At 66.5% G+C, this 18,649-nt stretch carries 16 protein-coding genes and 1 tRNA gene; 15 read left to right on the top strand and 2 right to left on the bottom strand.

Annotated elements, in window-relative coordinates; translation table 11 throughout:
* Positions 1-8 precede the first annotated feature (8 nt).
* On the top strand, positions 9-1,163 hold the full coding sequence (locus AC099J_RS25875) for a BMP family ABC transporter substrate-binding protein (RefSeq protein ID WP_479618165.1): 1,155 nt from the start codon (positions 9-11) through the stop codon (positions 1,161-1,163).
* A 90-nt stretch (positions 1,164-1,253) separates the two neighbouring features.
* Here the strand turns inward: AC099J_RS25875 and AC099J_RS25870 are convergent, their stop codons facing one another.
* Positions 1,254-2,870 carry a right-handed parallel beta-helix repeat-containing protein gene (locus AC099J_RS25870; protein WP_479618164.1) on the bottom strand — a complete coding sequence of 539 codons (1,617 nt, stop codon included), beginning with the start codon at positions 2,868-2,870 and terminating at the stop codon, positions 1,254-1,256.
* Between the two features lie 370 nt (positions 2,871-3,240).
* Between AC099J_RS25870 and AC099J_RS25865 the strand changes: the two genes are divergently transcribed.
* The 4 genes from AC099J_RS25865 (at position 3,241) to dcd (ending at position 9,683) form a co-directional block, all read left to right on the top strand.
* Complete coding sequence (locus AC099J_RS25865; RefSeq protein ID WP_479618163.1) at positions 3,241-4,290, top strand: adenosine deaminase; 1,050 nt, start codon at positions 3,241-3,243, stop codon at positions 4,288-4,290.
* A 17-nt stretch (positions 4,291-4,307) separates the two neighbouring features.
* A complete protein-coding gene (locus tag AC099J_RS25860; protein WP_479618162.1) occupies positions 4,308-7,778 on the top strand; it encodes an SNF2-related protein in 3,471 nt (1,156 codons plus the stop codon).
* A 246-nt stretch (positions 7,779-8,024) separates the two neighbouring features.
* A complete protein-coding gene (locus AC099J_RS25855; RefSeq protein WP_479618207.1) occupies positions 8,025-9,047 on the top strand; it encodes a BMP family ABC transporter substrate-binding protein in 1,023 nt (340 codons plus the stop codon).
* 69 nt (positions 9,048-9,116) lie between these two features.
* Positions 9,117-9,683, top strand: a complete 567-nt coding sequence (gene dcd, locus AC099J_RS25850; RefSeq protein ID WP_479618161.1) for a dCTP deaminase — start codon at positions 9,117-9,119, stop codon at positions 9,681-9,683.
* 12 nt (positions 9,684-9,695) lie between these two features.
* Here dcd and AC099J_RS25845 read toward each other — a convergent pair whose 3' ends face one another.
* Positions 9,696-10,907, bottom strand: a complete 1,212-nt coding sequence (locus AC099J_RS25845; protein WP_479618160.1) for an adenylate/guanylate cyclase domain-containing protein — start codon at positions 10,905-10,907, stop codon at positions 9,696-9,698.
* A gap of 177 nt (positions 10,908-11,084) precedes the next feature.
* Between AC099J_RS25845 and AC099J_RS25840 the strand changes: the two genes are divergently transcribed.
* From AC099J_RS25840 to AC099J_RS25795, 10 genes are all read left to right on the top strand, one after another.
* Complete coding sequence (locus tag AC099J_RS25840) at positions 11,085-11,378, top strand: hypothetical protein (RefSeq protein ID WP_479618159.1); 294 nt, start codon at positions 11,085-11,087, stop codon at positions 11,376-11,378.
* Between the two features lie 87 nt (positions 11,379-11,465).
* Positions 11,466-12,356, top strand: a complete 891-nt coding sequence (gene ypfJ / locus AC099J_RS25835; protein WP_479618158.1) for a KPN_02809 family neutral zinc metallopeptidase — start codon at positions 11,466-11,468, stop codon at positions 12,354-12,356.
* A 178-nt stretch (positions 12,357-12,534) separates the two neighbouring features.
* A complete protein-coding gene (gene rpsO, locus AC099J_RS25830; protein ID WP_479618157.1) occupies positions 12,535-12,801 on the top strand; it encodes a 30S ribosomal protein S15 in 267 nt (88 codons plus the stop codon).
* 254 nt (positions 12,802-13,055) lie between these two features.
* Positions 13,056-15,215 (top strand): polyribonucleotide nucleotidyltransferase, encoded by a 2,160-nt coding sequence (gene pnp, locus AC099J_RS25825; protein WP_479618156.1) that lies wholly within the window; start codon positions 13,056-13,058, stop codon positions 15,213-15,215.
* A gap of 85 nt (positions 15,216-15,300) precedes the next feature.
* The gene (locus AC099J_RS25820) at positions 15,301-16,287 is read left to right on the top strand and encodes an NAD(P)H-quinone oxidoreductase (RefSeq protein WP_479618155.1); all 987 of its coding nucleotides are present in this window, start codon (positions 15,301-15,303) and stop codon (positions 16,285-16,287) included.
* 4 nt (positions 16,288-16,291) lie between these two features.
* The gene (gene tpiA, locus AC099J_RS25815; RefSeq protein WP_479618154.1) at positions 16,292-17,038 is read left to right on the top strand and encodes a triose-phosphate isomerase; all 747 of its coding nucleotides are present in this window, start codon (positions 16,292-16,294) and stop codon (positions 17,036-17,038) included.
* 33 nt (positions 17,039-17,071) lie between these two features.
* Positions 17,072-17,479, top strand: a complete 408-nt coding sequence (gene secG, locus AC099J_RS25810; RefSeq protein ID WP_479618153.1) for a preprotein translocase subunit SecG — start codon at positions 17,072-17,074, stop codon at positions 17,477-17,479.
* A gap of 150 nt (positions 17,480-17,629) precedes the next feature.
* Positions 17,630-17,714, top strand: a tRNA-Leu gene (locus AC099J_RS25805).
* 59 nt (positions 17,715-17,773) lie between these two features.
* Positions 17,774-18,133 carry an NADH-quinone oxidoreductase subunit A gene (locus AC099J_RS25800; RefSeq protein WP_479618152.1) on the top strand — a complete coding sequence of 120 codons (360 nt, stop codon included), beginning with the start codon at positions 17,774-17,776 and terminating at the stop codon, positions 18,131-18,133.
* A gap of 27 nt (positions 18,134-18,160) precedes the next feature.
* The gene (locus tag AC099J_RS25795; RefSeq protein ID WP_056175322.1) at positions 18,161-18,643 is read left to right on the top strand and encodes a NuoB/complex I 20 kDa subunit family protein; all 483 of its coding nucleotides are present in this window, start codon (positions 18,161-18,163) and stop codon (positions 18,641-18,643) included.
* Positions 18,644-18,649 lie beyond the last annotated feature (6 nt).

Genomic DNA, 18,649 nt, shown 5'->3' with positions numbered 1-18,649 from the left:
GAGATTTCATGACCGACCTGTCCAAACGTTCCATCCTCAGAGTGGCCGCGCTGAGCGCGGTGGCCGCCGCCGCGCTGGTCGGCTGCGGCAAGAAGGAGGAGCCCGCGCCCGTGGCGGCAGCACCCGCCGCCGCCCCCGCTGCTGCGCCCAAGGCCGATCCGCTGAAGATCGCGTTCGCCTACGTGGGCCCGGTGGGCGACGGCGGCTGGACGTTTGCGCACGACAACGGGCGCAAGGCCATCGAGAAGGAATTCGGCGACAAGATCGTCACCAGCTTCGTCGAGAAGGTGCCCGAGTCGGCCGACGCCGAGCGCGTGTTCCGTGACCTGGCAGGCCAGGGCAACAAGCTGATCTTCGGCACCACCTTCGGCTACATGGAGCCGATGCTGAAGGTATCGGCCGACCACAAGGACGTGAAGTTCGAGCACGCCACCGGCTACAAGACCGGCGAGAACATGCGCACCTACGACAGCCGCACGTACGAGGGTGCCTACATGGCCGGCGTGATTGCCGGCGCCATGACCAAGACCAACACGCTGGGCGTGGTGGCGTCGATCCCGATCCCCGAAGTCGTGCGCAACATCAACAGCTTCACGATGGGCGCGCAGTCGGTCAATCCGAAGATCACGACCAAGGTGGTCTGGGTCAACGAATGGTTCAACCCGCCCAAGGAGACCGAGGCCGCCACGGCGTTGATCAACGGCGGCGCCGACGTGCTGATGCAGAACACCGACTCGGCCGCCGTGCTGAAGACCGCGCAGGAGCGCGGCAAACGCGCGTTCGGCTGGGATTCGGACATGACGGCCTATGGCCCGCAGGCGCACCTGGGCTCGGCCATCATCAACTGGGCGCCGTACTACATCAAGGCCACCAAGGACGCGCTGGAAGGCACCTGGTCCACCGGCGCGCAGTGGTGGGGCGTGAAGGAGGGCGCGATCGACATGGTGTCGGTCGCCGACGACGTGCCCGCCGACATCAAGGCCAAGGTCGAGACCATCAAGGCCGGCCTGAAGGACGGCACTTTTTCGATCTGGAAAGGCCCCATCGTCGACAGCGCCGGCAAGGAAGTGCTGGCCGCCGGCGCCGTGGCCGATGACCAGTTCCTCTCGGGCGTGAAGTTCTACGTCAAGGGCGTGGAAGGCAAGGTGCCGGGCGACAAGTGAGCCAGCGCCAGCGCTGACCGCTGACCCCAGAACGGCCGCCTTCTGGCGGCCGTTGCGTTGTATGCCCCTGATGGGCCGCGCGCGTGGGCCTCAGCTGGAGGCGATTTCGCAGGATTTGACGACCCCTGCGATCGGGTCGCCGAACGACGCGTTGTTGCAGCTCACTTGGCCGGTAACAGTCTTGACAACGTACCTGCCGTTGGCGCCGTAGCGCACTTGGCGGGTACCCGTCACGTTGCAGCGGCTGGCTTCCGCAGCACAGAAACTCCAGGTTTGGGCCACCGGCGTGTCAGCCTCGACAGTACAGGTTTTGACGACGCCGGGAATCGGATCGCCGAATGTCGCGTTGTTGCACGTGACCTGGCTCGCCACCGTCTTGTAGACGTACTTCCCGTTGGCCCCGTAGCGGATGGTGCGCACGCCGTCCACGGCGCAGACGCCGCTTTCCTGAGCGCACTGAGACCATGTGCCATCGACCGGGGGGGTGATGGGTGCGGGTACCGCGCTGCCGCCTGTCGTGACCGCCGCCGACGTGCTTTCGTAGGCACCGATGTCGATCTTGCCGCCCGCCGCGCGCGTCCGTGACCGTGCGACCGGCAGGTATTCCATGGCTGGCGTCAACGACGTGCCCGACGAAGACGCGCCGGGGGCCGTACCGGTATCGGCGGCCTGGGTGCGAGCCGCAGGGCGCAGGTCGAAATTGGCACGGTCCACGAAGGCGTAGTACGCGACCTTCAGGTTGTTGTGATCAACGGTGCTGCCCTGTGTCGAAAGCGTTCCGGTGCCGACGAACAGATTGTTCCGTGCCACAACGGGAACCGTGACGCCGGAGCCGATCAACAGGAAGGTGCCGCCCGAGCTGCGGTCGTTGATGAAGGTGTTGTTGACGACGTACAAGTCCTTGCCCGTGTTGGAGGCACCTTCCATACCGAAGCTCACCACACCCGGGTTCTCGTTGTCTGCCGGCTGTTGAATCACGTTGCCGATGATGGTCGTGGTGCCGGCGTTCGGCAGATCGATCTCGTAGCTCGGCTTGCCAGTGCTGCTGGAGAACCGGCTGTAGGCGATGGTGTTGGTGTTGGCGCGCGACTTCAGGTTGTGGCCCACGTTGGCGTCGTGCGAGAAGTTGCCACGAAAGACCAGGCTCTTGACCTTGCCGACGTAGAGGTTGTGCGAGTACCCGTCGCCATACCCGTTGAAGCCGAATTCGGTGTTGTCGATGACGATGTCGGAGACACCATCGTTGTTGGTCAGCAGGCCGTTCTCGTTGTGGTGCAGATGGCTGTTGCGCAGCGTCAGGTGCTTGCCGTCCAGACGCAGGGCGGCGCCATTTCTATCGGGAACCTTGGCGCCGAACATTTCGACGTTGTCGATGGTGGTGCCGGTGCCGCCGACGACCCAGATTCCTTTGCCGTTGGCGTTCTTGCCGGCGGCATCGATCTTGGGGCGACCGTTGACGCCGCGAATGGTCAGGTTGTTGGCAAAAAAGGCGCAGACATCACCTGTGTAGGTGGTGCCGCCTGCGATTTCCACCGTGTCGCCAGCCATCGCACGGGTCAGCGCCTGGCAGGGGGTGGTATAGGTTTTGCCCGGGCCGACCGCCAAAGTGGCGGCGGTGGCCGGAAGGCCAACAGAAAGCATGAGGAGAGAGGCGACCGTTGCACCGGTCAGGGAGAGGGTTGAAATGCGAGGAGAAATAGCGTTCACCGTGACGTCAAGTTGAGGTGCCCAAGTGTGTATGCAGGTTTAGCAACAACTCTGTGACCAAAAGTGATGACTGCGGCAGGGGTCACGGACCACCGGATTTCTTTGAGAGCCGCTCCCTGCGCCAAAAAGCGCGCCGTGCAGCGTAGCGGAACGTGTTATTGCTAGTGGACGCTCACTTACACAGTTCACATTGCCTAGCGCGGTTGGCCGCATTTTGATGTGCATGCGTACAGTTGTTGCCTGCGCTCCGGCATGCACTGCGACGTTGCAGACACCGTGACCGCGCTCCTATACGGGGCGCTTGACGTGGGGCAAGCGGAGCCGGGCGCGGGCCCGCCGGCCGCCCCGCACATTGAGTAGAGTTGCGCCCATGACACCGCACGCACCCGACTGCTCCCGAATCGCCGCCGACCGCCTGCCCGCGCTGCTGCGCAGCATGCCCAAGGCCGAGTTGCACATGCACATCGAAGGCTCGCTGGAGCCCGAGCTGATCTTCGCGCTCGCGCAGCGCAATGGCGTGCAGATCCCCTATGCCAGCGTGGAGGAGCTGCGCCGCGCCTATGCGTTCAGCAATCTGCAGAGCTTTCTGGACATCTACTACGCAGGCGCCAGCGTGCTGCTGCACGAGCAGGATTTCTATGACATGGCGTGGGCCTATCTGCAGCGCGCCGCCGCCGACAACGTGCTGCGCACCGAGATGTTCTTCGACCCACAGACGCACACGGCGCGCGGCGTGGCGATGGCCACCGTGGTCAACGGCCTGCACCGGGCTTGTGTCGATGCGCAGGCTCAGCTTGGCGTCAGCGCGGCGTTGATCCTGTGCTTCTTGCGCCACCTCAGCGAAGAGGATGCGTTCGAGACGCTGGAGCAGGCGCTGCCGATGCGCGACAAATTCATCGGCGTGGGCCTGGATTCCAGCGAAGTCGGCCACCCGCCGGAGAAGTTCGCCCGCGTGTTCGCGCGTTGCCGCGCGCTGGGCTTTCATCTGGTCGCGCACGCGGGCGAGGAGGGGCCACCGGCCTATGTGTGGACGGCGCTGGACCTGCTGAAGGTCGAGCGCGTGGACCACGGCGTGCAGTCCACCAAGGATGCAGCGTTGATGCGCCGGCTGGCGGCCGACCGCATTGCGCTGACGGTGTGCCCGCTGTCCAACCTGAAGCTCTGCGTGTTCCCCGATCTGGCGCAGCACAACCTGGGCGCGCTGCTGGAAGCGGGGCTGGTGGCCACGGTCAACAGCGACGACCCGGCCTACTTCGGCGGCTACGTGAACGAGAACTTTGTGCAGACCTTCGCGGCCACCGGCCTCGCGGCGCGCCAGGCCTGGCAACTGGCCGACAACAGTTTTGCCGCCAGCTTTGCACCGGCGGCCGAACGGCAGGCCTGGCGCGACCGGCTGCAAGCGCACTTCGCCACGTTCTGACGCGGGCGCGGTGTGCCGTGGCACTGCTGATCGACCCCCATTCCATCGCCTCGCACCTGCCGCCGGCGACCTACACGCGCGGCCTGCAGGTCTACCTGAACCAGGGCGTCCTGGAACACGCACTGCTGCCCGCCAGCGCCTATGTGTGGCAGGTCGACGGCGTCGTTCGCGGCAGCGAACGCGAACCCTACGACACCAGCCTGACGCTGGAGGTCGCCGAGAACGGTCAGGTGGTGGGCTTCGAGGCCACCTGCTCCTGCCCGGTCGGCAGCAACTGCAAGCATGCGGTGGCACTGGCGCTGAAGGCGGCCTATGCGGCGGGCGCGGCGCGGCGTTCATCTGCAGCTGCGGCTGCGGTTGCGGGCGAGGGCGGCGCCACGCCGCCGGTGGTTGAGACTGCGGCGGCGCCCCGACCAACGCCACCGCCACCGGCACCGGCGCCTTCGCATGGGCACGAGGAGATGCGCCAGTGGCTCGATCTCTTCGACGCCGATCGGGCGGTGCATGCTGCGGTGGCTGCCAACCCGGACATGCCGCTCTACCTGCTCTCCGAGGTGCCGCGCAACCGGTTCGGCCGGCACGAGCCGGCGCGCCTGCAACTGGGCTGGAAGGTCTCGCGCCTGCTCAAGCGCGGCGGCTGGGCCAAGCCCAAGCCACCGGCCTACGACGCGCACTACCGCGTGCCGGTGCTGGCCGCCACCGAGCCCAACGACGACCGCGAGTGCGTGCACCTGATCCAGTCGCTGCGCACGCAGCAGACCAGCTACGGGGAAGGGCGTGTCGGCGTGGTCGATGGCACGATCGGCTCGCTCGCGCTGCAAGCGGCCGCACGCACCGGGCGGCTGTTCGCAGTCGATGCCGAGGGCGACATCGACTTCCAGCCGCTGGCGTGGGGCGCCGCGCGCCGCCTGGTGTGGCAATGGCACGAGGTGACGCAGGTGCGCGAGACCGAAAGCCTTTGGATGCTGCGCGCGGGCGCGGCCGCGCCTGGCACGCAGGCAGCCGATCAGCCGGCGCCCGAGGTGCGCGTGTTCGGCAGCCAGCCGCCGCTGTACCTGGACCGAGAAGCCCACACCTGCGGCCCGTTGGAGCACGCAGGGCTGGATGCCACGCAACTGCACCTGTTGCTCAGTGCGCCGCCGTTGCCGCAGTCGGCCTTCGGCGAATCGCAGAGCCGGCTGCTGGAGCGCTTGGCCGGCCTGCCGTTGCCGCCCGTGGTCACGCCGCCCGAGCGTTGGCCCGACAGCGCGCCGGTGGCCTGCCTGCGTTTGACGCGGGTGCCGGCCGCCGAGCGCGGGCAGCTGGGGCTGTTGCGCGCCACGCTGGCCTTCGATTACGCGGGTCTGCGCGGCCACTGGAGCGGCGACCAGGTCCATCTGCTGGTGGCGCACCAACAGCGCCGCGTGTTGCTGCGCCGCGACCCGGCGGCAGAGCGCGCCGCTGAAGCGCGCCTGCGCGGCCTGGGCCTTGCGGGCGATGCGCTGGCGCGCTTTCACGCGCCGACCGGCATGGCGTGGCTGGAATGGGCGTTGGCAGACTGGGCGCCGCTGCGCGATGCCGGGTTCGTGGTCGAGACCGATGGCGACCTGGCCGGCTTCGTGCAGCAGGCCGACACGCTGGATGTTGCCGTCGCTGCGCCGCCGGGCAACGACGACGCGCTGGGAGACGCGCTGCGCACCGACGCGCAGGCCGCCTGGTTCGACCTCTCGCTGGGCATCGAGATCGAAGGCCAGCGCCACAACGTGCTGCCCTGGTTGCCCGGCCTGCTGGCCCAGGTGGAGCAGACGCCCGAGGGGCCGCAGCTGCCGGCCTGGCTCTGGCGCGAGCTGCCCGATGGCCGCTGGCTGCGATTGCCGTCCGCGCCGCTGCGCCCCTGGCTGCAGGCCCTGCTCGAACTGGTGGGCGAGCGACCGGCGCGCGACCTGGAGGCCGAGGCCTTGCGCCTGTCGCGGCTGGAGGCCCTGCGCGCCGGCGTGCTGCTGGGCGAGGGCGCCGTCTGGCAGGGCGCCGACGGCCTGCGCGCCATGTTGCGCCAGTTGGGCAGCGGTGAACTGCCTGCGGTCGTACCGCCAGCCGGCCTGCAAGCGCAGTTGCGGCCCTACCAGCAGCACGGGCTGAACTGGCTGCAGTTTCTACGCCGCTCGGGCCTGGGCGGCCTGCTGGCCGACGACATGGGCCTGGGCAAGACGCTGCAGACACTGGCCCACCTGCTGCGCGACCATGAGGACGGTGTGGCCGACCGCCCCAGCCTGGTGCTGGCGCCGGTCAGCGTGCTGGGCACCTGGCGACGTGAGGCCGAGCGCTTCGCCCCTGCGCTGCGCACGCGCGTGTGGCATGGCGGTGACCGGCACGGGCAGGATTTCAGCGACGCCGACCTCGTCATCGCCCCCTATTCGCTGCTGCAGCGCGACCGCGCGCTGTGGCAGCAGCAGCGCTGGCACCTGGTGGTGCTGGACGAGGCCCAGCACATCAAGAACGCCAGCACGCAGGCCGCCCAGGTGGTGGCAGCGCTGGACGCGCGCCAGCGCCTGTGCCTGACCGGCACGCCGATGGAAAACCACCTGGGCGAGCTGTGGAGCCTGTTCCACTTCCTGATGCCTGGCTTCCTGGGGAGCCAGGCGCGGTTTCGCGAGGTGTTCCGCATCCCCATCGAAAAGCAGGGCGACACGCAGCAATTGGTGCAGTTGCGCCGCCGCGTCACGCCCTTCATGCTGCACCGGACCAAGTCGGCCGTGGCGACCGAGCTGCCCGACAAGATGGAGAGCATCACGCCGGTCACGCTGCAAGGCCCGCAGGCCGACTTGTACGAGACCATCCGCCTGACCACCGAGAAAGCGGTGCGCGAAGCATTGGAGGGCCGGGGGCTGGCGTGCTCGCAGATCCAGGTGCTGGACGCATTGCTCAAGCTGCGCCAGGTCAGCTGCGACCCGCGTCTGGTCAAGGCCGCGCCGCAGGCGGCCATGAGCGCCGGCTCGGCCAAGCTGGAGCTGCTGATGGAGATGCTGCCCGAGCTGCTGGACGAAGGCCGCCGCGTGCTGTTGTTCTCGCAGTTCACCGGCATGCTGGCGTTGATCGAGGAGGCTTTGCGTGAGCGCAAGATCGCGTTCGTCACGCTGACCGGCCAGACGCAAAAGCGCGACGAGGTCATCCAGCGCTTCACCAGCGGCGCCGTACCGCTGTTTCTGATCAGTTTGAAAGCCGGCGGCACCGGGCTGAACCTGCCCGAGGCCGACACCGTCATCCACTACGACCCGTGGTGGAACCCGGCCGTGGAAGAGCAGGCCACGGCCCGCGCGCACCGCATCGGCCAGACGCGCCAGGTGATGGTCTACAAGCTGGTGGCCGAGGGCACCATCGAAGAGCGCATCCTGGGGCTGCAGGCGCGCAAGGCGGCGCTGGCGCAGGGGCTGCTTCATGGGGCGGCGTCGCGCGAGACGCCGCTGTTCACCGAGGACGACGTGGCCGAGCTGCTGCGGCCAATCGGCTGACGGGCTGCCAGCGTGCTGCGCCCGCAAAGCCGCGCATGGCGGGTTGAGGGACAATCAATGTCCCTTTCCTTGTCCCTGGTGGACACCATCATGAAGAGCGTCACTTCTAAAATACGCAGCAGCGGCCTTGGCCGCGCTTTCATTTCTGCCGACCGCTGCACGGCAACCACCCCCTCTGCATCCGCGCCGCCCGCGCTGTCGCGCCGGCATCTGCTGGCCACCGTGGCGGCCTGCTGGCTGCCCGGCATGGCGGCGGCGGCCGACCCCTTGAGGATCGGCTTCGTCTACGTGGCCCCGCTGACGGATGCCGGCTGGGTGCGCCAGCACGAAGAGGGCCGCAAGGCAGTGCAGGCCGCGCTGGGCGAGCAGGTGCAGACCCGCTACGTGGAGAACGTGGCCGAGGGCGCCGACGCCGAGCGTGTGATCCGCGAGCTGGCGCAGCAGGGCTGCGGCTTGATCTTCACGCCCAGCTTCGGCTACATGGAGCCGACGTTGAAGGTGGCGCGCGACTTTCCGGACGTGCGCTTCGAATCCATCACCGGCTACAAGACCGCGCCCAACGTGGCCACGGCCAACGCGCGCTACTACGAAGGCCGCTACCTGGCGGGCATTGCGGCGGGGCGCATGACGCGCAGCGGCGTCGCGGGCTACGTGGCGGGCTTCCCGGTGCCTGAGGTGCTGCAGGGCATCAATGCGTTCACGCTGGGCTTGCGCTCCGTGGCGCCGAAGGCCGGTGTCAAGCTGATCTGGTTGCAGGCCTGGTTCGACCCGCCGCGCGAGCGCGATGCGGCCATGACGCTGATGAACCAGGACGCGGACGTGATGGCGTTCCATACGGGATCAGGCGCCGTCATGACGGCCGCGCAGGAGCGTGGCCGGCTGGCCATCGCCTACCACTCAGACATGCGCAAGACCGGCCCCGATGCCCAGGTGCTGGCCGTCAAGCACGAGTGGGGCAACTACTACACCCAACGCGCGCGCGCCGTGGTGGACGGCAGCTGGAAGAGCGGTTCGGTCTGGGGCGGTATCCGTGAGGGCATGGTGCGTGTCGGCGATTTCGGCAGCCGCGTGCCCAAGCTGGTGCAGCAGGAGGTGATGGCGCGCCAGGCCGACATCGCGGCGGGGCGCCTGCACCCCTTCCGTGCTGGCGCGGCGGTGCGCGACAACACGGGCCGCGAGGTGATCGCGGCCGGCCAGGTGCTGACCGATCCGCAGATTCTGGCCATGAACTGGCTGGCCGAGGGCGTGGCCGGTGGGCTGCCGAAGTAGCTGAACGCAGGGCGCAAGGCGCAGTGCGCCTTCCTACAATCGCCGCTTCCCAAGGGAGAGAGCTTCAACATGACGATCAAGAGCGACAAGTGGATCCGGCGCATGGCCGAGCAGCACGGCATGATCGAGCCGTTCGCGCCGGCCCAGGTGCGCCAGCAGGACGGCCACAAGATCATCAGCTACGGCACCAGCAGCTACGGCTACGACATCCGCTGCGCGCCCGAATTCAAGGTCTTCACGAACATCCACAGCACGGTGGTCGACCCGAAGAACTTCGACGAGAAGAGCTTCGTGGATTTCCACGGCGACAGCTGCATCATCCCGCCCAACAGTTTCGCGCTGGCGCGCACGATGGAGTACTTCCGCATCCCGCGCAATGTGCTGACCATCTGCCTGGGCAAGAGCACCTATGCGCGCTGCGGCATCATCGTCAACGTGACGCCGTTCGAGCCCGAGTGGGAAGGCTATGTGACGCTGGAGTTCTCCAACACCACGCCTCTGCCGGCCAAGATCTACGCCGGCGAGGGGTGCGCGCAGGTGCTGTTCTTCGAGAGCGACGAGGTGTGCGAGGTCAGCTACAAAGACCGCGGCGGCAAGTACCAGGGCCAGGTCGGGGTCACACTGCCCAAGGCCTGACGGGCTGCTTTGTCAGGACGGCGCGCTCCGCAGCGCGTCCAGTGCGGCCTGCAAATCCTGCAGGGCGCGCGCCCGCGTCTCTTCGGTCAGCCGGGCCGGCTCCAGCGTGAGCTGCAGCCCGGCATAGTTGTGGCGCAGGCCGGGGCGCTGTTCGGCTTCGTCCGGATGGATGCCCTGCAGCGCGAAGCACCGCACGTCGCGCGAGACGCCCTTGGCGGCCAGCGGCTCGCGCTCCTCGGCCTGGAACTCGTCCTTCACCAGCGCATACGTTTCGTAGGACATGACCACCCCGTCGGGGCTGCCGTTTTGCTCCAGACGGGCCGCGATGTTGACCTCGCTGCCGATGATGGTGTAGTCCATGCGCTGTTCGCTGCCGAAATTGCCGACGTGGCAAAAGCCGGTATTGATGCCGATGCGCACCTGGAACGGCTGGCGGTAGCCCTTGTCGCGCCAGACGGCCTGCAGCTCGCGCATGCGGCGCTGCATGGCGACAGCCATGCGCACACACTGGCGCGCGTCCTCCTCGACGCCGCGAGTCTCCGGGTCGCCGAAAAAGATCACGATGGCGTCGCCGATAAACTTGTCGATGGTGGCGCCGTATTCGAGCGCGATCTTCGACATCTCGGAGAAGTAGTTGTTCAGGAAGTAGGTGAGGTCTTCCGGTTGCATGCGCTCGGCGTTGCGCGTGAAGTCCTTGATGTCGGAGAAGAAAATCGTCAGCTTCTTGCGCACGGCCGAGATCGAGACATCCTGCGCGCCCTCGAAGATCGACTTGTAGATCTGCGGCGACAGGTAACGCGACAGCTTGTCCGACAGCGATCGCAGCATGCGCGTGCGGGTGCTCAGCGCGATGTGGTTGTGCACCCGGGCTAGCATGATGGGCGGGCTGATCGGCTTGGTGATGTAGTCGACCGCGCCCAGCTCGAAACCCTTTTCCTCGGAATGCTCGTCCGACATGGCTGTCAGGAAGATCACCGGGATGTGGGCGAGTGCCGGGTCGGCCTTCAGGCGTCGGCAGACTTCATAGCCATCGACCTCGGGCATCATGATGTCCAGCAGGATCAGGTCCGGCGCCGCATTGGCGGCGGTCGCCAGCGCCTTGGCGCCGTGGTTGACCACCTTGACGCGACAGCTGTCGCGCAGCAGCGCGGCCATGAGCGTGAGGTTGTCGGCTGTGTCATCCACCACCAGAACGGTGGGTTTCTCAGCCAATGTCAGGTCCATGGTTGTGCTCCTCATTGCGCCACATGCAGACTGAAGCGGTTGATCGCCTGGGCATCCTAACTGCTTCCGACGGCACTGGGGGGAGCCTGTGTCCTACATGCGCATGCGCCGGTTGCGCGGGCCCTGCGCGGCACCGGTGGCTAGCATCGCCTGCAGCAATTTCACAGGAGCAGCACCGTGATCACTTCCGCCTTCGACAAGTTTCGCGACGAGCCGGGCCACGCATTTGCTGCCATGTTCGGCGTGTTGCTGATCGTCGGCCTGCTCTGGGCAATCGGCCATGTCGTGCAGGGCCAGGTGCTTCAAGCGCAGGTCCGCGGTCACCAGCAACTGCAGGCTCAGGCCATGGCCCTGCGCTGCGGCGCGCCGGGTGCCGCGACGGCTTCGGCGGCGTGCGCCGACCGCGATGCATGGTCGGGTGACAGTGAGGGTGCCGCCATGGGCCAGCCGGTCTACGTGTCGTACCGGTGAGGTAGGCGGACGTTCGCGGCGCCCGGGGCGCCGCGCGTCGGCACGGCTCGGCAGTACCATCGCGCCACTGAACGGCAGGAGAACACCATGCGATGGGAAGGCAACCGCGAATCCGACAACGTCGAGGACAGGCGCGCACAAGGCGGAGGCGGGCGGGGCGGCGGCATGCTTGGCGGGCGCAGCATCGGCATCGGCACCATCGTCATCGCGCTGGTTGGCGGCTGGGTGCTGGGGGTCAATCCGCTGACCCTGCTGGGCATGCTGAGCGGTGGCGCGCCGGTGGAGATGCAGCAACCACAAGGCTCGCAAGGGCCGGCGCAGCGCCCGCCGGCGGACGACCAGATGGCCAAGTTCGTCTCGACCGTGCTGGCCGACACCGAAGACGTGTGGCGCGGCCTGTTCAAGCAGGCCGGCGGCACCTACAAGGATCCGACCCTCGTGCTGTTTCGCGGCGCCACGCGCACGGCCTGCGGCCAGGGGCAAGCGGCCATGGGGCCGTTCTACTGCCCAGCGGACCAGAAGGTCTACATCGACCTGGGCTTCTACGAAACGCTGAAGACCCGGCTGGGCGCGCCCGGCGAGTTCGCGCAGGCCTACGTGATCGCGCATGAAGTGGGTCACCATGTCCAGAACCTGCTGGGCATCACGACCAAGATGGACGAAATGCGCGCGCGCATGAGCCAGACCCAGTACAACGCGATGAGCGTGAAGCTGGAACTGCAGGCCGACTGCTTCGCGGGTGTCTGGGCCAACCGCGCGCAGGAGTCGCGCAAGATCCTGGAGAACGGCGACGTCGAATCGGCCATGAACGCGGCCGCCAAGATCGGCGACGACGCGATGCAGCGGGGCGGGGGCGGCGCGATCGTGCCGGAAAGCTTCACGCACGGCAGCAGCGCCCAGCGCCAACGCTGGTTCGCCACCGGCCTAAAAACCGGCAGCGTCAAGGCCTGCGACACGTTCAGCGCGAGCCAGCTCTGACGGCGCGCGCGCACTGCGCGCCGGCTTGTTGCGGCTACTGGCTATAATCCCGGGGCTTTGCCCTGTGCAGGGCGCACGTTGGCGTCAGTTCCGGCAGCCAACGCAAGTGAAAACCCGCCGGTGCCCTCGCGCAGCAGTTTGCCGCGCGGCAAGGCACGTGCCCATCTGGGAAACCAACATGATTGCATCTTCCATCAAGGCCGAGGTCGTCCAGGCCAACGCACGCAGCGCTACCGATACCGGCAGCCCTGAAGTCCAGGTTGCGCTGCTCACCGCGCGCATCAACGAACTGACCCCGCACTTCAAGACCCACGCCAAGGACCACCATGGTCGCCGTGGTCTGCTGCGCATGGTCAGCCGTCGCCGCAAGCTGCTGGACTACCTGAACGCCAAGGACCACGAGCGTTACGTGGCCCTGATCGCCAAGCTCGGCCTGCGCAAGTAAGTCGCGCTGGAGATTGCGAAGCGCCTGAGTTGGTTCGCTGGCTCAGGCGCTTTGCACTTGTTTTTTGAGACAGGTGCCTGACACGGGTACGCGCTGTGTCATTCCACGAAAGGTCGGGTCGACCATTGGTGGAATGGCATCGTACTTTCGCAGGCACTGCGACGCGGTTCGATCAAGGCCGCATTCACCGGGCGCGACGCGTCCGACCACCCGCAGGCACAGCCCCGATGGCCTGCCACCAGGAGAAAACACACATGTCGATGTTCAATAAAGTCACCAAGACCTTCCAATGGGGTTCGCATACCGTCCGCATGGAGACGGGTGAGATCGCCCGCCAGTCCAACGGCGCCGTGCTGCTGGACATCGAGGGCACCGTGGTGCTGGCCACCGTCGTCGCCAAGAGCGAAGGCAAGGCAGGCCAGGACTTCTTCCCGCTGACGGTCGACTACATCGAGAAGACCTACGCCGCCGGCAAGATTCCCGGCAGCTTCTTCAAGCGCGAAGGCCGCCCCAGCGAGTTCGAGACGCTGACCAGCCGCTTGATCGACCGTCCGATCCGCCCGCTGTTCCCTGAAGGCTTCTTCAATGAAGTCCAGGTCGTGATCCACACCGTGTCTCTGAACCCCGAAGTCGATGCCGACATCGCCGCCCTGATCGCCACCAGCGCTGCGCTGTCGGTCAGCGGCATTCCGTTCGCCGGCCCCATTGGTGCGGCGCGCGTGGGCTACATCAACGGCGAATACGTGCTGAACCCGGGCCAGACCGACCGTAAGAATTCCGTGCTGGACCTGGTCGTGGCCGGCACCGAAGCCGCTGTGCTGATGGTCGAGTCCGAAGCCCAGCAGCTGAGCGAAGAAATCATGCTCGGCGCCGTGGTGTTCGGCCACGAGCAGGGCCGCATCGCCATCGAAGCCATCCACGAACTGGTGCGCGACGCCGGCAAGCCGGTGTGGAACTGGCAGGCCCCGGCCCGCGATGAAGACCTGATCGCCAAGGTCGGTGCACTGGCCAACAGCAAGCTGGAGGCCGCCTACCAGATCCGCAACAAGCAGGCGCGCACGCAGGCTTGCAAGAGCGCCTATGCCGAGGTGATGAGCGCGCTGAAGGCCGAGGGCCTGACATTCGACAGCGTCAAGGTCGAAGGCCTGTTGTTCGACATTGAAGCCAGCATCGTGCGTGGCCAGATCCTGGCCGGCGAGCCCCGCATCGATGGCCGCGACACGCGCACCGTGCGCCCCATCGAGATCCGCAACAGCGTGCTGCCCCGCACCCACGGATCGGCGCTGTTCACGCGCGGCGAGACGCAGGCCCTGGTGGTCACCACGCTGGGTACCGAGCGCGACGCGCAGCGTATCGACGCCTTGTCGGGTGATTTCGAAGACCGCTTCATGATGCACTACAACATGCCTCCCTTCGCCACCGGCGAAACGGGCCGCGTAGGCAGCCCCAAGCGTCGCGAGATCGGCCATGGCCGCCTGGCCAAGCGGGCGCTGATCGCCGTGTTGCCGACCAAGGAAGACTTCCCCTACACGATGCGTGTGGTCAGCGAGATCACCGAGTCCAACGGCTCGTCGTCGATGGCGTCCGTCTGCGGTGGCTGCCTGTCGATGATGGACGCCGGCGTGCCGCTGAAGGCGCACGTGGCCGGCATCGCCATGGGCCTGATCAAGGACGGCAACCGCTTCGCCGTGCTGACCGACATCCTGGGCGATGAAGATCACCTGGGCGACATGGACTTCAAGGTGGCCGGCACGACCAATGGCGTGACGGCGCTGCAGATGGACATCAAGATCCAGGGCATCACCAAGGAGATCATGCAGGTCGCCCTGGCCCAGGCCAAGGAAGCGCGCATGCACATCCTGTCGAAGATGCAGGAGGCCATGGGCGCCGCCAAGACCGAGGTGTCCAGCTTCGCGCCGCGTCTGTTCACGATGAAGATCAATCCCGAGAAGATCCGCGACGTGATCGGCAAGGGCGGCTCTGTCATCCGCGCGCTGACCGAAGAGACCGGCACGCAGATCAACATCGAGGAAGACGGCACGATCACGATCGCGTCCGCCGATCCCGAGAAGGCCGAAATGGCCAAGCGCCGCATCGAGCAGATCACGGCAGAGGTCGAGATCGGCAAGGTCTACGAAGGCGCCGTCACCAAGATTCTGGATTTCGGCGCGCTGATCAATCTGCTGCCCGGCAAGGACGGCCTGCTGCACATCAGCCAGATTGCCCATGAGCGTGTGGAGCGCGTGACCGACTATCTGAGCGAAGGCCAGATCGTCAAGGTCAAGGTGCTGGAGACGGACGAAAAGGGCCGCGTGAAGCTGTCGATGAAGGCCTTGATGGACCGCAGCGAGCGCCCGGCAGCCGCGCCCGCGCCTGCTCCTGCACCCTTCGAGCCGCAAGGCCAGATCGGCTGACGCACCGCCGCGCTTCGGCATTGCTGCCAAGGCATGAAGCTTGGCGGCGTGCCGGGCCGTCCCAACGAACCCTTTCGGAGCCGCCATGAAAGCCATCGAAATCACGTCCTACGGTGCACCCGAGGTGCTGCAGCAGGGCGAGCGTCCCGATCCGGTCGCCGCGGCCGGTGAGGTGCTGTTGCGCGTGCGCGCCAGTGGAGTGAACCGACCCGACGTGCTGCAGCGCACCGGCAATTACCCGGTGCCGCCAGGCGCGTCGGACATTCCGGGCCTCGAGGTATCTGGCGTGATCGAATCCGGCGATGCCGAAGCGCTGCGCGAGGCGGGTTTGCAGGTCGGCGACAGGGTTTGCGCCTTGGTCGCCGGTGGCGGCTACGCAGAGCTCTGCGTCGCGCCGATCGTGCAGTGCCTGCCGGTGCCCACGGGGCTCACCGACGAGGAAGCGGCCTCGCTGCCCGAAACCTTCTTCACGGTGTGGAGCAATGTGTTCGACCGTGCGCGACTGCAGCCCGGTGAGACGTTGCTGGTGCAGGGTGGCTCCAGCGGTATCGGCGTGACGGCCATCCAGATCGCCAAGGCGCTCGGCGCCCGCGTGATCGTGACCGCCGGCAGCGACGACAAGTGCGCCGCCTGTGTGGCGCTTGGCGCCGACCACGCCATCAACTACAAGACCACCGACTTCGCCGAGGCCGCGCTGCAGCTGACGGGCGGCAAGGGCGTGGACGTGATTCTCGACATGGTCGCCGGCGCCTACGTGCCGCGCGAGATCAGCTGCCTGGCCGAAGATGGCCGGCTGGTGATCATCGCCGTGCAGGGTGGCACCAAGAGCGAGATCAACGCTGGGCTGGTGTTGCGTCGCCGGCTGACCGTCACCGGTTCAACGCTGCGGCCACGGCCGGTGGAGTTCAAGGCGGCCATTGCACGCTCGTTGCGCCAGCACGTCTGGCCGTTGATCGAATCCGGCCAGATCAAGCCGGTGATCCACAGTTCGTTCCCGGCCGCGCAGGCCGCCAAGGCTCATGTGCTGATGGAGTCGAACGAGCACATCGGCAAGATCGTTCTGACCTGGTGACACCATGAAGCAACTGATTGCAGGCAACTGGAAGATGAATGCCAGCCTGGCTGGCAGCGAAGCGCTGGTGCGCGCCATTCTCGACGGCCTGCGCGCGGCGCCGGCGTGCGACGTGGCGGTCTGCGTGCCTGCGCCCTATCTCGCATCGGCGCAGGCCTGGCTGCAGGGTCAGGATCGGCTGAAGCTGGGCGCGCAGGACGTGTCGCGCCATGCCGTCGGTGCGTTCACCGGTGAGGTCAGCGCCGACATGCTGCGTGAGTTCGGCACCCGCTACTGCATCGTGGGCCATTCCGAACGGCGCCAATACCACGCGGAGAGCGATGTGGCTGTGGCGGAGAAAGCCCAGCGTGTACTGGCTGCAGGCATCACGCCCATCGTCTGCGTCGGCGAGACCCTGGCAGAGCATGACGCCGGGCACACGCAAGAAGTGGTGCGGCGCCAGTTGGCGGCGGTGATCCATCTCAATGGCCACTGCATCACCGAGGTGGTGGTCGCGTACGAGCCCGTCTGGGCGATTGGCACTGGCAAGACCGCGACGCCCGAGCAGGCCCAGCAGGTGCACGCCGTGTTGCGTGCGCAACTGCAAGCTGCCAGCGCACATGCAGACCGCATCCCGCTGCTGTATGGCGGCAGCATGAACGCGGCCAATGCGGCCAGCCTGCTGGCACAACCCGACATCAACGGGGGGCTGATCGGTGGCGCTTCGCTGAAGCCGGCTGACTTTCTGGCCATCGTGGCCGCTGCGGGCTGATGGCCTGCGCCAACTGAATTCTGGAGTCTTGAGATGAATGTTTTGTTGAATGTCGTGCTGGCGGTGCAGATGCTGTCGGCCCTCGGCATGATCGGCTTGATCCTGGTGCAGCACGGCAAGGGTGCCGACATGGGTGCGGCGTTCGGCAGTGGCGGTGCGGGCAGCCTGTTCGGTGCCAGCGGCAGCGCTAATTTTCTGTCTCGCACCACGTCGGTGCTGGCGGTTGTGTTCTTCGTCTGCACGTTGGCATTGGCATATTTCGGCAACGCCCGGCCCGCCAGCTCCGGCAGTGTGTTGGAGCGCGCCGCGACGATGCCAGCGGAAGTGCCCACGCCAGCCTCGCAGATCCCCTCTGGTGCGATCACGGCACCCGCTGCGCCTGCATCGGCAGCTGCACCGACCGTCCCTGCGTCCGGCGCTGGGCAGATCCCGACGAAATGACAGTCGACGGTGCGCTGTCGCGGCGTACCAAAATTACCCTGATCGCCCCCGATAGCGTGGGTGTTTCAGGGTAAACTCGAATGCTGCCCGGAAAGCCAAAATCCAAGCTTGACAGCTTGGGTTCCTCATGCCATCCGGGCACGAAAAACCGCCGTCGTGGTGAAATTGGTAGACACGCTATCTTGAGGGGGTAGTGGCGAAAGCTGTGCGAGTTCGAGTCTCGCCGACGGCACCAACAAGAGTCGGCACGCAACCTGCGTGCGTGCCGACGCAAGCGGTGAAGAAGTCCTTCAGATGAACCTCGACCAATACCTACCCGTCCTCTTGTTCATCTTGGTTGGTATTGGTGTTGGCATCGCACCGCAGGTCCTGGGCTACATCCTCGGCCCCAACCGGCCCGACGCGGCCAAGAACTCCCCGTATGAGTGCGGCTTTGAGGCCTTCGAGAACGCGCGCATGAAGTTCGACGTGCGCTACTACCTCGTCGCCATTCTGTTCATCCTGTTCGACCTCGAGATCGCATTCCTTTTCCCGTGGGCCGTGGCCTTGAAGGATGTCGGCCTGGTCGGCTTCTGGGCGGTCGTCATTTTTCTGGCGATCCTGGTCGTGGGGTTCATCTACGAATGGAAGAAGGGTGCCCTGGACTGGGAGTGATTCCGGCGGCGGCAACTGGAGAAAACAATGGCCATTGAAGGTGTGTTCAAAGAAGGCTTTGTCACGACGTCGTATGACGCTGTCGTGAATTGGGCCAAGACCGGCTCGTTGTGGCCCATGACCTTCGGTCTGGCCTGCTGCGCGGTCGAGATGATGCATGCGGCTGCCGCGCGCTACGACATCGGCCGCTTCGGCGCCGAGGTGTTCCGCGCCAGCCCGCGCCAGTCCGATCTGATGATTGTGGCCGGCACGCTGTGCAACAAGATGGCCCCGGCCCTGCGCAAGGTTTATGACCAGATGGCCGAGCCGCGCTGGGTGTTGTCCATGGGCTCGTGCGCCAATGGCGGTGGGTACTACCACTACAGCTATTCCGTCGTGCGCGGCTGCGATCGCATCGTGCCAGTCGACGTGTATGTGCCGGGCTGCCCACCCACGGCCGAGGCGCTGATCTACGGGATCATCCAGCTGCAGCAGAAGATCCGCCGCACCCAAACCATTGCCCGCGTCTGAGCTGCC

It is taken from the genome of Rhodoferax sp. RT4P68, from assembly GCF_056521305.1.
Note: the sequence above shows the minus strand (reverse complement) of the source record. Positions and strands in the feature narration are given on the sequence as shown.

Excerpts from the sequence above, each read along its gene's own strand:
- rpsO (WP_479618157.1), top strand. The coding sequence starts at position 12,535 with ATGATTGCATCTTCCATCAAGGCCGAGGTCGTCCAGGCCAACGCACGC.
- AC099J_RS25875 (WP_479618165.1), top strand. The coding sequence starts at position 9 with ATGACCGACCTGTCCAAACGTTCCATCCTCAGAGTGGCCGCGCTGAGC.
- AC099J_RS25820 (WP_479618155.1), top strand. The coding sequence starts at position 15,301 with ATGAAAGCCATCGAAATCACGTCCTACGGTGCACCCGAGGTGCTGCAG.
- AC099J_RS25795 (WP_056175322.1), top strand. The coding sequence starts at position 18,161 with ATGGCCATTGAAGGTGTGTTCAAAGAAGGCTTTGTCACGACGTCGTAT.
- pnp (WP_479618156.1), top strand. The coding sequence starts at position 13,056 with ATGTCGATGTTCAATAAAGTCACCAAGACCTTCCAATGGGGTTCGCAT.
- ypfJ (WP_479618158.1), top strand. The coding sequence starts at position 11,466 with ATGCGATGGGAAGGCAACCGCGAATCCGACAACGTCGAGGACAGGCGC.
- AC099J_RS25855 (WP_479618207.1), top strand. The coding sequence starts at position 8,025 with ATGGCGGCGGCGGCCGACCCCTTGAGGATCGGCTTCGTCTACGTGGCC.
- secG (WP_479618153.1), top strand. The coding sequence starts at position 17,072 with ATGAATGTTTTGTTGAATGTCGTGCTGGCGGTGCAGATGCTGTCGGCC.
- AC099J_RS25845 (WP_479618160.1), bottom strand. The coding sequence starts at position 10,907 with ATGGACCTGACATTGGCTGAGAAACCCACCGTTCTGGTGGTGGATGAC.
- tpiA (WP_479618154.1), top strand. The coding sequence starts at position 16,292 with ATGAAGCAACTGATTGCAGGCAACTGGAAGATGAATGCCAGCCTGGCT.
- AC099J_RS25800 (WP_479618152.1), top strand. The coding sequence starts at position 17,774 with ATGAACCTCGACCAATACCTACCCGTCCTCTTGTTCATCTTGGTTGGT.
- AC099J_RS25865 (WP_479618163.1), top strand. The coding sequence starts at position 3,241 with ATGACACCGCACGCACCCGACTGCTCCCGAATCGCCGCCGACCGCCTG.
- dcd (WP_479618161.1), top strand. The coding sequence starts at position 9,117 with ATGACGATCAAGAGCGACAAGTGGATCCGGCGCATGGCCGAGCAGCAC.